Raw genomic sequence first — 12,271 nt, 5'->3', positions numbered from 1 at the left:
AGTAAATATTTAGAAAAATAATATATATTAAATATATAAATTTGTCAAAAGCTTACACTCTAATAACAAATTTATACTCTTTTAATATCAAGTTCATTCAGCAGGCGGGAAACATAAGTTCTCTGAATACCAAGCCTTCTGGCAGCTTCCGTCTGATTCCAGTTGGATTTTACAAGAACCTTGGTAATATATTCTTTTTTGAACTCATTAACTGCATCCTTTAATTCCAGCCCTGAATCCAGCAGGTTAAATCCGCTTCCACTCTCTTCCTGGACCTCATGTTTTTCTATTCCAACAGGAAGGTGAAGGTCCGAAGGTTCAATATATGGAGGAGTACCAAGAATACATGCCCTTTCTACAGCATTTTCCAGCTCACGGATATTTCCAGGCCAGTAATAAGACTGAATTGCATCTATTGCCTGAGGTGAAAAGCCCTTAAAATCCTTACCGGCTTCCATCTTGAATTTATCAAGGAAGTGCTGACTTAAAATCTCCAGGTCTTCCTTTCTGTCCCTTAAAGGTGGAACATTAATAGGAACAACATTAAGTCTAAAATAAAGATCACTTCTGAAAGAACCGTTTTCTACCATTTCTTCAAGATTTCTATTGGTTGCAGCTATTACCCTTACATTAACACTGATTGTTTCACTGGAACCAACCCTTTCAAATTTTCTTTCCTGAAGAACACGCAAAAGCTTTACCTGAAGATCAAGAGGGAGTTCTCCTATTTCATCCAGGAATATAGTGCCTTCGTCTGCCATTTCAAAACGGCCGATATGATTACTTACAGCATCAGTAAAAGCACCTTTTACATGACCAAAAAGTTCGCTTTCAAGAAGAGTTGGAGAAAGGGCACCACAGTTAACCCTGACAAAAGGTTTATCCTTGCGGTCACTTCTTAAATGGACCTGTTCTGCAAAAAGTTCCTTTCCTACTCCACTTTCTCCTACGATTAATACAGAGGAATTCATTTTTGCAACTGAATCAAGAACTTTAAGAATGTCAAGAACAGCAGGACTTTTAGCAACAAAAACATGATAATCAGTTGCACTTTTAAAGGACTTCTGCATCTGATCAATCTGATCCATTTTTCCCCTGTAATCAGAAAGATTTCTATAAGCTACTGATGCCTGCATTCCAATAAGTTCAAGAACATCAAGATCTTCTGATGTAAAATCCTGATCATCTGATTTATTAAGGACTTCTATAACAGCTACACTCCGGCCATTTACAACTACAGGATAAGCCATCATGTTTCTGGTTATGTAATTTGTGGAATTCTGTACGAAAGGATTAAAACGGTCATCGTCTATTGCACTGTTTATAATCTGTGGTTCCTGATGTTCAGCAACCCAGCCGGCAATACTTTCTTTTTCTACATGGATTTTTTTAACTTCTTCACCCTTTGGACCTAAAACGTCATCAAAGGTTAAACTTCCGTCTTCCTGATTTACAGTTAAAACAGAAGCAGCTTCACATGAAAGCACTGTCTTTACAGACTCAAGAATTACACTAAGTAATTTTCTTGGACTTTCATATGAAGCTGATATACGGGTATTTGCATAAATGAGCGATTTTAATTTTTCTATAAAAGTTGGTTCGAATTCACTCATCTACACAAACACTGCTAAAGTATTTATTTTTCTTCAGTCTGATTCTTAAAGCTGTCTCCGATAGTATAAGCACCATCGTCATCATTGCTAGAAGACATATACTGTGAAATTTCGGCACGAGCCTGAGCTTTCTTGTATTCCCTTACAGAGAATGCAACCTTTTCTCTTTCAACGTCTACAGAAACAACGTAAACATTTACCTTGTCTCCAACATTGTATTTCTTTACTGCTTCTTCATAAGGAGTTTCGCGGTCTTCACAAAGATTAACCTTGTTTACAAGACCTTCGATTCCACATGGAGCCTTAACGAAAATACCGAATTCAGTGATAGAAGTTACTTCTCCTTCGAGAGTGCTTCCAACTTTATTTTCTTCTGCAAATGCAATCCATGGATTGTCAGTAAGCTGTTTTACACCAACACGGATTCTGTGATTTTCTACATCACATTCAATTACAACTACATCAAGCATCTGGTCAACTTTGATTTCGCTGCCAGGATGCTTAACTTTCTTTGTCCATGAAAGATCTTCACCTGCGAGGAAAGCATCAATGCCTTCTTCAAGCTGAACAAATGCACCGCTGTTTGTAATCTTTACAACTTTACCATTTACTTTTGTTCCAACAGGATATTTTTCAGAAATTGTATCCCAAGGATTAGCAGTAACCTGCTTAAGACCGATAGATACGCGTCCTGCCTGAATGTCATAGCCTAATACCATGCATTCAACTTCATCACCTTCTTTAACCATATCAGAAGGCTTATTGATTTTCTTAGTCCAGCTGAATTCAGAAATATGAGCAAGACCTTCGATTCCTTCTTCAAGTTCGATGAAAGCACCAAAGTCAGTAAGTTTAGTAACCTTACCCTTTACAATATCATTTACATGATACTTTTCTTCAAAGTGCATCCATGGATCTTCAGAGAAATGCTTGAGGGAAAGGTTAATTCTCTTTCCTTCCTGATCAAGACGGATAACCTTAAGTTCGATTTCCTGTCCCTTCTTTACGAAATCCTTTGGACGTGTAACGTGTCCCCATGACATATCATTGATATGAAGAAGACCATCAAATCCACCAAGATCAATGAAAGCACCGAAGCTTGTAAATGACTTTACAACACCCTTTACAGTGTCACCGATTTTGATTTCGTTGAAGAACTTTTCACGGTTAACGTTCATCTGTTCTTCAAGATACTTGCGGCGGTTAACTACAACATTGCGTTTTCCGTTTGAATAAAGGCGTTCAACATAGAACTTACCCTTAAGTCCAACAAGTTTTTCTTCTTTTTCTACTTTCTGGCTGTCAGCCTGGCTGATTGGAAGGAATGCACTGATTCCGCCGCCAAGATTAACCATATATCCGCCCTTAGTTACGGAAGAAATTGTTCCGTCTACAGGCTCTTTCTTTTCAAATGCAACTTTGAATTCATCCCAAAGCCTTCTTTCGTCAGCCTTGATTTTTGATACTTCAGGACCGTATTTTCCGAACTGATTCACAAGATATACTGTGATTACATCACCTACTGATGGCAGTTCACCTGCAAATTCAGAAACAGGAATTTTTCCTTCTGACTTACAGTTAACGTCAACGAATACAAGGTCATCTGTAACCTGTACTACTGTACCCTGAACGTTAGATCCATTTTCAACAGGTTCCATTTTGTTGATAGATGCTTCCAATTGTGTGTGAATGTCGTCGGAACCGTTTACGCCATTCTGTACCACTTCCTTCTGTTCCATAGCAAACCCTTTCTGTTTTATTTTGTTTTCGATTATTGCACAAACCTCATCAATGGTCAAGTTAGATGTATCAACATAAACGGCATCTTCTGCCTGTTTAAGGGACCCTTCTGCCTTGTTTCTGTCCATACGGTCACGTTCAAGTATTGCCTCTTTAATCTGTTCAAGAGTAAGGTCACTTACTCCCTGATCAAAGCGGCGCTGTGCCTGAACATCTATACTTGCATCAAGATAAAATTTATATTCAGCCTTAGGGAATACAACCGTAGTCATATCCCTTCCTTCACAGATAATGCTCAGGGACTTTACGATTTCCCTCATCCTTTCGTTTACAAAATGCCTGAGTTCTACAACTGCAGATACTTTTGAAACATTGGCATCTACCTTATCCTGATGAAGAAGGTCATCCACATCCTTTCCGTTAAGGATAAGACGGGCATTTACATAATCAAGGTGCTGTTTTTTTGCAAAAGAAACCACGTTTGCAGAATCATCAAGATTAACTCCTTCTTCAAGAAGGGCAAGTGTCAATGCACGATAAAAACTGCCGCTGTTTAAATAAACAAGACCAAGATCTTCAGCAACCCTGTGGGCAACTGTACTTTTACCGGTACCAGCCGGTCCGTCGATGGCAACAACCATTTTTTAATACTCCTGAAAATTAACTGATTTGAATTTTTTACTTTCGTTATGACAGAGACTTAAAAGTGTCTTTACTTCCTGAGCGGTAAGTTCCCTGAACTGACCAAACTGAAGGTCTCCTACTCCCACACTACCGATGCGGATTCTCATAAGGCTTCTTATACCAACCTGACGGTCCTCAAAAACCCTGCGGATTTCCCTGTTTTTTCCTTCAACAAGAACAATCCTCATGCGGTGGCTGTTAAGTTCAACAGCCTGCTTACAGCGGTAAAAAACATTATCTATCCTTATGCCTTTCATAAAATCTTCCGCAAGACCACGGGGAAGGCTTGTACTTGAGTCAACGATATATTCCTTTTCAAGTTCTGCAGAAGGATGAGAAAGACGGGCTGCAAAATCACCATCATTAGTAAAAATAATAAGTCCGCTGGAAAACATATCAAGACGGCCCACATTATATAATCTTTCAGGAAAAGCTTCCTTTAAAAGATCTGCTGCAACAGGCCTGTCTTTTTCATCTGCAAGGGAACATACATAGCCCTGAGGTTTGTTAAGAAGAACATAGCGCTTAACTTCTTCCAGCTTTATTTCCTTTCCGTCAACAAGAACAATGTCTCCCGGAGAAACTTTTGTTCCAAGTTCAGTTACTACTACTGAATTAACCTGAACCCTGCCTTCAAGGATAATTGCTTCACTGGCACGCCGGCTGGCAACTCCACATCTGGCCATATACTGCTGTAAACGCATAACATTATCTTGCAAGTTCGATAAACCTCTCGTTTTCTTTTTCATCAAGCTGAGGAAGATCACTGATACTCTGTAAATGGAAGAATTCAAGGAACTCTTTTGTTGTACCATAAAGAACCGGTTTTCCAGGAATATCCTTTTTACCTACTTCCTTTATAAAATTACGGTCAAGAAGAATACGCATCATGTTATCAACACTTACATGACGGATGCTTTCGATTTCTGCACGGGTTACAGGCTGGCTGTAGGCAATAATGGAAAGGGTTTCTACTGCAGCCTTACTAAGCTTACCGTCATTTTTCTTTCCGTAACGTTCCTTTACAAAATCAAAACATTCCTTTTTTGGTGTAAGAATCCAGCCGCCTATAATCTGGGAAAGTTCAATTCCGGAATCAGGTGCTGAATACTTCGCCTTAAGGTTTTCAAGACATTCTTTTATTACATCTGGAGAAAGCTTTGTAATTTTTGAAAGATTATCTACATTCTGCGGTTCACTTTCAAGAAAAAGAACTGTTTCAAGAAGGGCTGTTTCTCCGTCAAGAGTCATGTTTTCCCTTTTTAAATCAAGGGCACTTTCTTCTTCCCTGGCCTGCTCTTCTTCAGACTCTTCTTCATATTTTTCCTGCTGAACTTCAGGATTTTCTTCCTGAACAGCAGGTTTTTCTTCATTTACGGATGTATTTTCTGAAGCAGTATTTTCTGTAATTTCTTCCTTATTTTCTTCTGAGGTCATGCTGCCTGCTTCTTCCTGCATATCTTTATGTCTCCAAACATTCTGTTCTGAAATATATCCGCCAGCTTAAGCTTAACGGCCTCTAAGATTGCCATAAATGCGCACACAACGTCAAGTTCGTTACCACGACGGGTTATCAGGTCAGTAAACATACATTCCCCGTTGCGTTCCAGAAGTTCATTCATAAGGGCAATTTTTTCATTTGGAGTAATGCTTTCATTCATATTGATTATGCGGTCATCCTGAGAAACATTGGTAAGGTTCTTGAAAATCTTCTGCATATCCTGCAAAAGAGCCCAGGAATCTACCTTTTCCCACATGGAATCTTCATCTTCAAAAGGAAGGAGGCGTTCAATCTTTTTACGCTCAAAACTCCATTCACTTTGTTCTTCCTGTTCTTCCATGAGAACCGACAGCTTCTTGAATTTCTGATATTCAATAAGCTGGGCTACAAGTTCATCACGAGGATCTTCCATGCTGTCTCCCTCTTCATATTTGACTTCAACAGGGAGAAGCATAAGGCTTTTAATGTGAACAAGTTTTGATGCCATTGCATAGAAATCACTTAAATCCTGAAGGTTAAGCTCTACGGCATAATCAAGATAATCAAGAAACTGATCTGTAATTTCTGCAATAGGGATATCGTAAATATTGATTTTATTTTCTCTTATGAGACTCAAAAGCAGGTCAAGCGGTCCTTCAAAAATACCTGCACTGAATTTCTGACGTCTTGACTGTACATCATCTGTTACTACTGTATCAGCAACCTGAGTCTGTTCCATATACTGCCCCCTGCCGGATTATCCTGCCAGTTATTTCTGCAACCTGACATCCTGAAAAGGTAATGAATCCAGCTGTTTTTTGATATATTCTTTTGAAAATGGAAGGCTGTCTTTTATACTGCAACCCTCACATTCAATATCGGCATATTTTTTTAAAACTTCAAGAAAGGGAGTTAAAACAAAACTTCTTTCAAGAATCTTTTCATGGGGAACAGTAAGAACATCACTGCTTATTTTCTCCATGCCAAAAAGCTCTATATCTATATCAAGAGACCTGCACCCATAGCGTACCTCTAATGAACGGTTACGTCCATAGCAGGCTTCGATTTTGTGAATGCGGTCCAGGAGCTCCATGGCAGAGCCTTCATACCATCCGGCACATACCATGTTATGAAAATACTCCTGGTCTTCTACATACATAGGCTTAGTAACATAAACTGAAGAAAAAACTGCATTATGTAAAAGTTCTGACAGTGCAGAGCAGGCCCTGTTTAAAATCTCAGAAGGAGAAAGACCGTCAAAAGATTTATTGGAGCCAAGCCCCAGCACTACGCAGGTCATATTAGAAAAGATCCTCCACAGAAGGCTTTTCTGCAGCGGCCTTGGCAAGACCTGCAGCCTTTGAAGCAGCTTTTGTTTCTTTAGCAGCAGATGCAGCAGCAGGGGCAGCACTTGAAGCAGGAAGCTCCTCTTCACTTTCTTCTGCCTGACCTGCAGGAACACCTACACCCTTTGCCCTCATTTCTTTTTCGTAAGCCTTAATCTGCTCTTCAGTTACAACTTCTCCCTCTTTAGTTCTGAGAACCTGACCAGGGAAAATCTTTTCACGAAGAGTATGTTCAAGCTGAATACGGTATTCAGGATTATTTTCAATATAGTTAACGGCATTTTCCTTACCCTGACCTACCTTTTCGTCGCCTCTTGTATACCAGGCACCACGTTTATCAATAAGGCCATGCTTTACGGCAGAATCAAGAATTGATGCAGATGCAGAAACACCCTTACCAAAGTAAATGTCAAGTTCAACCTTGCGGAATGGAGGAGCAACCTTATTCTTTACAATCTTTACCCTGACTCTGTTACCGATTGCATCTTCATCACCCTTTCCATCAATTGATTCAATTCTGCGGATTTCGAGGCGGATTGAAGAATAGAACTTAAGGGCGTTTCCACCTGTTGTAGTTTCAGGATTACCAAACATAACACCAATCTTCATACGGATCTGGTTAATAAATACAACAAGACACTTACTCTTACCAACAATAGCTGTAAGTTTTCTGAGGGCCTGACTCATAAGACGGGCCTGAACACCCATAACAGAGTCACCCATTTCTCCTTCAATTTCTTTCTGAGGAGTAAGGGCTGCAACTGAGTCAATAACAATAATATCTACAGCACCTGAACGAACAAGCTGTTCACAGATTTCAAGAGCCTGTTCTCCAGTATCCGGCTGAGAAACATAAAGTTCATCAATATTTACACCAAGATTCTTTGCATAAACAGGATCAAGAGCATGTTCAGCATCGATAAAAGCTGCAATTCCTCCAAGCTTCTGTGCTTCAGCAACAGCATGAAGGGCAAGTGTTGTTTTACCTGAACTTTCAGGACCGTACATTTCAATAATTCTACCCCTAGGATAACCACCTATACCTAAAGCTTCATCCAGAAGTATGGAACCTGACGGAATTACGTCAATTGCAGTTGCATCAGTTTTAGTTCCCAGCTTCATAAGGGAACCTGTTCCGAACTGCTTTTCAATCTGAAGACGTGCGGCCTCAAGAGCCTTTAATTTTTCAGACATTTCCTGTGGCATTTTTTCTTCTGCCGCCTTTGCCATAATGACCTCCCACTATTTTCACTACATATATATATTTTAACTGATTAACAAAAATCCACACAATTTTACAAAAAAATTTAAAAAAATTTAGTCTTTAAGAACTCCGTCCTTAAGGGGCTGATAAACAGAGATTCCTTCCAGTTCAAGACTGCCGGAAGCAAAGGAAACCCTTCCTAAAAAACGTACAGCCTTTTTGCCATCAGGTACAGGGGTAAGACCTTTAGGGAAGTTAACGTGAACAAAACCTTCAAAGTCATCAAGATTTTCATAACCTACTAAAAGTGTACATGACCAGCTTCCATTATCATGAATAAGGGCCTTGGAAATTCTTCCGCCCCAGGCTACATAGCAGCCTTCATAAAGTTCCGGAACCTTTGCCGAAACAAGCTTTTCATATGACACATTATCAAGAAGATTGTCAAATGATGGAGGCTCAGGATAAAGAAGTTCTTCAAGGATATGAGCCTTGTTTTTAAAATCTGCAGAAACATTGGACTGAAGCAGACGGTTAATTTCTACACGACAGGCATTATCCCTTCCATCCTGAAAATACATAACTGCATCATCATAAGCCCTGTTTGCTTCCTCATTAGTCAGCATAAAATGAACTACTGTTCCTGACAAATCTTTAGCAAGAGCCTGATCCCTTTGCACAGAAGTAAGTTCAAGTCCCATGGAAGAAAGATTCATTCTTGGACCTGCAATATAATTTCCTGCAGGCTTTATTGAAGAAACAGCAATATAAACAATACTTGCAGCAAGGGCCAGTATTACTCCAGCTGCAAGAGACTTTACTATAAGGGCAGGATTTAACCCCAGAGGTGGGAAAAATTTCTGAAGTTTTCCTGTTTCATACCATCTTACTATTACAGGATATTCACCATAATCCCTTATAAAATCAAGGGCAGCCCTGGCAATGGCATTTTCAGGATCAATATCAAGAACATCAAGATAATAAGGAATGGCTCTTTTAGTATCACCCCTCTGCAAAAAAATTGCTGCCTGGCCAAGAATAAGCTGGGTATCATTTATTTTTATGGATCTTGCACGTTTATAGTAGGAAGATGCAGAACCAAAATCACCGGAGTATAAAAAGGCATGGCCCATAAGAAGATTATACTCAAAATCTTCAGCGTAATAATCTGAATATGACTGAAGAAGAGTAATTGCAAGAGAAAACTTTCTTCTTTTTAAGAGGGACCTTGCCCTGTCTATGGCTGAACGGCTCATCTACTTAAGCTTTACTCCATGGACTTTAACATAAGGAGAATACCATCAAGCTCAGAATTAAGGGCATCAATTTCTGCCTTATTAACTCCAGGGTCTCCGGCTTCAAGTTCTGCAATATGATCAAGAAGCTGCTGAATATATTCAGGATTAAGCTGCATTTTTGTAATTACAACTTTTTCTTCCGGTTCAGCATCTGCCGGTAAAGTATTATCCCCTGCTGATGTATTTTCTGTTTCCGGAAGATTTTCTTCCTTAGCAGGTGCCTCAGTTTTTGCATTCTTTTCTGAATCTGCTTCAGGAATATTCCCCTGCCCCGGAATTACAGGCATATTTTCATAATATGGAGTTTGAAGTTCATCTTCTGTTAATTCAGAAGGACTTGGAGCTACATTTGTATAAGGTGCAAAGTCCGGAAGGGAAGCAGCCAGTGCAGTTTTACCTTCTTCAAGAGCCTTAAGAAAATCTTTTCCTGCAGGTTCGTTTCCACCAATGCCTACTGAAAGATAGAATGTAATTACATCAGTTTTATAAGGATCAAGATAAGCTGTTTTCCAGTTAAGGCCTACAGCAGAGTTATTGTATGAAATTACAGAATTAAAGCTTTTCGATTCCATTACCTGAGGAACCCAGTTGGACTCTGCAAGTGAATCCTTATTTGCAAGGGTTACATGGCTTGGACTTGAAATGCCTTTTCCACTAAGAAGGAACTGAAGGCTGGTATTTTCATTTGAAGACCTTACCCACAGATGATCTGCCATTGTAAGGTACTGAACTTCAGTATTAATTCTGGATCTGGCTGCAGTAGAAAAATGAGTAGTTGTATTTTCACCAAGGATTGTATCAAATACACTCTTTACGGTAAAAGACTGGGTACTTCTTCCAAGATTTATGGTGTATATGGTTACACGAAGCATATCAACCCTGGATGATGTGGCAATGGAAGGAAGAAAACTAAAATCAACAACAACCTGAGCCTGATTACTCAGGGTATAGCACATCTGGGCACCATAAGGAGTACGTCTGGCTTCACTTTTTACACCGTTCTCCCTGTTAAGGCGGTATTCCTTGCGTCCGATTTTTACGCTTACAAAAGTAGAGGTAAAGGAATCATAGTTTGAAAGTAAAGGTACAGGATCACCCTGTTCCGGAATTGCATAAAGACCAAAAGTTCCAGTACTTCCGTTCATATCTATCTTTATGTCATCCTTTGTAATGGAGAATTTTCTTTCCGGTACATAAATCCAGCCTGTATAGGCATCTTTCTTCTGCTTTGCCTGAAGTTTCTTAAGGCGCTTTTCTTCCGGAGTCAGGCCGGAACTTGAACATGAAGTAAAAAGCTCACTAATAAGCAGGAGGGCTGTTACAGCAGCTGAAACAAAAGTAATCTTTTTCATAAAACCTCTCCTTACATTCCGCCATTCTTTTCATCAAGAAGTTTCTGAATCTGACGGGCCTTGGCCTTAAGGGCTGCCATTTCTTCGTCAGAAACACCATTAGAAAGAGGCTCGGTTTTTACACTGGCAGCACCGGCTTCCAGTTCCTTAATACGCTGATTTGCTGCATTCAGCTGGCGGCGTAAAGAAACAAGGTCTTCTGTCTGATATTCACGAAGCTGCTTTTCATATTCTTCCCTGGAGCTTAAATATTCTTCTCCAGTCATTTTAAGAAGGTAAAGAAGCTTCTGCTCCCTTTCCCTCTGGGCTATAAGGTCAAGCTTAAACTGGGCATCCGGAGATTTTTCATTTTCAGGAAAATCTGCCACAACCTTTTCGTAAAGAGCCCTGGCTGTTTCAAAATTATAGTCATCATAAAAACATTCACCCAGCCAGAATAATGCAGAAGGATACATGGTATCCCCAGGATTCTGATGGCAGTAATCACTTAAAACAATTACGGCATCATCATTCTGTCCAAGATAATGCAGGGCCCTGCCTTTCTGATAGGCAACATAAGGACCAAGTCCTGAATCTTCAAAAGTTGTAAGGAAATAATCAGCATCATTAACAGCACTGCTGTAATCTTCTCCGTACATTTCGCTTAAAATAAGGATGTACCAGCTGTCTGCCGTAGAATATGCAGGAGAAGCAACTGCCTGCCTTAAAAACAGACTTGCACCTGTCCAGTCACCATTTCTGTAGGATTCCAGGCCCTGAATATAGGAACGGCCCTGAGAATCAATGGAAGATGATGTTCCCTGGGAATAAATGCCTGAGGCTAAAAAGAAAGACAGCAATATGAATACACATGTTTTTTTTACTGGTTCCACTTAAGTTCCCCTGTAAAGAAAGATGAACCGGAGACTACAACATCGGTTCCGGCTTCCAGAACTGAAGGCAGGGTATTTGAATTAACACCGCCGTCAACTGAAATAAGGAAGTTATACCCTTCCCTTTTCTTTATATCGGCAAGTTTTCTTACTTTTTCAACAGTATATGGAATAAGTTTCTGTCCTCCCCAGCCAGGATTTACAGTCATTACCAGCACCAGGTCTGCATAAGGAAGGTATTCTTCTATAAGGGAAAGGGGTGTTGAAGGACAAATGGCAATACCGGCTTTTTTTCCGGCTTTATGAATCATCTGAAAACACAAATCTCCATGAGCTGTAGCTTCTGCATGAAAAGTAATGTAATCCGCACCACTTTCTATGTATGAAGGAATGGAAAGTTCAGGCTTTTCTATCATAAGGTGTACATCAAAAGGAAGTCCTGTATTTTTACGGATTGATTTTATTACAGGCTGACCGTAAGTAACCTGAGGTACAAAATGCCCGTCCATAACATCAATATGAACCCAGGAATTATTAAATGACTCTATTTTTTTTAAAGCTGCACCAAGCTCTGCAAAATCAGCAGATAAAAGGGATGGCGACAATATTACATTTTTATCCATAATAAAATATGATAACGTAAGACAGTGCTTTTTACAATATAATGAAGAAAATTAAGACT

General features: G+C 39.6%; 11 protein-coding genes. All 11 read right to left on the bottom strand.

The features are described 5' to 3' along the window. Nucleotides 1-71: 71 nt before the first annotated feature. A complete protein-coding gene (locus K6D58_RS09215; RefSeq protein ID WP_296829998.1) occupies nt 72-1,613 on the bottom strand; it encodes a sigma-54 interaction domain-containing protein in 1,542 nt (513 codons plus the stop codon). A gap of 23 nt (nt 1,614-1,636) precedes the next feature. Continuing rightward, complete coding sequence (rpsA, locus tag K6D58_RS09210) at nt 1,637-3,994, bottom strand: 30S ribosomal protein S1 (protein ID WP_296829996.1); 2,358 nt, start codon at nt 3,992-3,994, stop codon at nt 1,637-1,639. Between the two features lie 3 nt (nt 3,995-3,997). Then, nucleotides 3,998-4,741: a pseudouridine synthase gene (locus tag K6D58_RS09205; protein ID WP_296829995.1), complete on the bottom strand. Its 744-nt coding sequence runs from the start codon at nt 4,739-4,741 to the stop codon at nt 3,998-4,000. Between the two features lie 4 nt (nt 4,742-4,745). Further along, nucleotides 4,746-5,288: an SMC-Scp complex subunit ScpB gene (gene scpB / locus K6D58_RS09200; protein WP_296830000.1), complete on the bottom strand. Its 543-nt coding sequence runs from the start codon at nt 5,286-5,288 to the stop codon at nt 4,746-4,748. Nucleotides 5,289-5,470: 182 nt separating this feature from the next. Then, nucleotides 5,471-6,256 (bottom strand): segregation and condensation protein A, encoded by a 786-nt coding sequence (locus tag K6D58_RS09195; protein ID WP_296829993.1) that lies wholly within the window; start codon nt 6,254-6,256, stop codon nt 5,471-5,473. Nucleotides 6,257-6,286: 30 nt separating this feature from the next. Beyond that, complete coding sequence (gene folK, locus K6D58_RS09190; protein WP_296829991.1) at nt 6,287-6,817, bottom strand: 2-amino-4-hydroxy-6-hydroxymethyldihydropteridine diphosphokinase; 531 nt, start codon at nt 6,815-6,817, stop codon at nt 6,287-6,289. Nucleotide 6,818: 1 nt separating this feature from the next. After that, nucleotides 6,819-8,093 carry a recombinase RecA gene (recA, locus tag K6D58_RS09185; protein WP_296829989.1) on the bottom strand — a complete coding sequence of 425 codons (1,275 nt, stop codon included), beginning with the start codon at nt 8,091-8,093 and terminating at the stop codon, nt 6,819-6,821. Nucleotides 8,094-8,180: 87 nt separating this feature from the next. Then, nucleotides 8,181-9,323 (bottom strand): tetratricopeptide repeat protein, encoded by a 1,143-nt coding sequence (locus K6D58_RS09180; protein WP_296829987.1) that lies wholly within the window; start codon nt 9,321-9,323, stop codon nt 8,181-8,183. 11 nt (nt 9,324-9,334) lie between these two features. Then, nucleotides 9,335-10,717 carry a hypothetical protein gene (locus K6D58_RS09175; RefSeq protein ID WP_296829985.1) on the bottom strand — a complete coding sequence of 461 codons (1,383 nt, stop codon included), beginning with the start codon at nt 10,715-10,717 and terminating at the stop codon, nt 9,335-9,337. Nucleotides 10,718-10,728: 11 nt separating this feature from the next. Further along, nucleotides 10,729-11,589, bottom strand: coding sequence for a tetratricopeptide repeat protein (locus K6D58_RS09170; protein ID WP_296829983.1), 861 nt, complete (start codon nt 11,587-11,589; stop codon nt 10,729-10,731). Beyond that, on the bottom strand, nt 11,577-12,212 hold the full coding sequence (gene rpe / locus K6D58_RS09165) for a ribulose-phosphate 3-epimerase (protein WP_296829981.1): 636 nt from the start codon (nt 12,210-12,212) through the stop codon (nt 11,577-11,579). Before rpe ends, K6D58_RS09170 begins: the two co-directional genes overlap by 13 nt. Nucleotides 12,213-12,271: the final 59 nt, after the last annotated feature.

Source organism: Treponema sp. (genome assembly GCF_024696245.1).
In the GTDB taxonomy this organism is placed as follows: Bacteria; Spirochaetota; Spirochaetia; order Treponematales; family Treponemataceae; genus Treponema_D.
Note: the sequence above shows the minus strand (reverse complement) of the source record. Positions and strands in the feature narration are given on the sequence as shown.

Excerpts from the sequence above, each read along its gene's own strand:
- K6D58_RS09215 (WP_296829998.1), bottom strand. The coding sequence starts at position 1,613 with ATGAGTGAATTCGAACCAACTTTTATAGAAAAATTAAAATCGCTCATT.
- rpsA (WP_296829996.1), bottom strand. The coding sequence starts at position 3,994 with ATGGTTGTTGCCATCGACGGACCGGCTGGTACCGGTAAAAGTACAGTT.
- K6D58_RS09205 (WP_296829995.1), bottom strand. The coding sequence starts at position 4,741 with ATGCGTTTACAGCAGTATATGGCCAGATGTGGAGTTGCCAGCCGGCGT.
- scpB (WP_296830000.1), bottom strand. The coding sequence starts at position 5,288 with ATGACTCTTGACGGAGAAACAGCCCTTCTTGAAACAGTTCTTTTTCTT.
- K6D58_RS09195 (WP_296829993.1), bottom strand. The coding sequence starts at position 6,256 with ATGGAACAGACTCAGGTTGCTGATACAGTAGTAACAGATGATGTACAG.
- folK (WP_296829991.1), bottom strand. The coding sequence starts at position 6,817 with ATGACCTGCGTAGTGCTGGGGCTTGGCTCCAATAAATCTTTTGACGGT.
- recA (WP_296829989.1), bottom strand. The coding sequence starts at position 8,093 with ATGGCAAAGGCGGCAGAAGAAAAAATGCCACAGGAAATGTCTGAAAAA.
- K6D58_RS09180 (WP_296829987.1), bottom strand. The coding sequence starts at position 9,323 with ATGAGCCGTTCAGCCATAGACAGGGCAAGGTCCCTCTTAAAAAGAAGA.
- K6D58_RS09175 (WP_296829985.1), bottom strand. The coding sequence starts at position 10,717 with ATGAAAAAGATTACTTTTGTTTCAGCTGCTGTAACAGCCCTCCTGCTT.
- rpe (WP_296829981.1), bottom strand. The coding sequence starts at position 12,212 with ATGGATAAAAATGTAATATTGTCGCCATCCCTTTTATCTGCTGATTTT.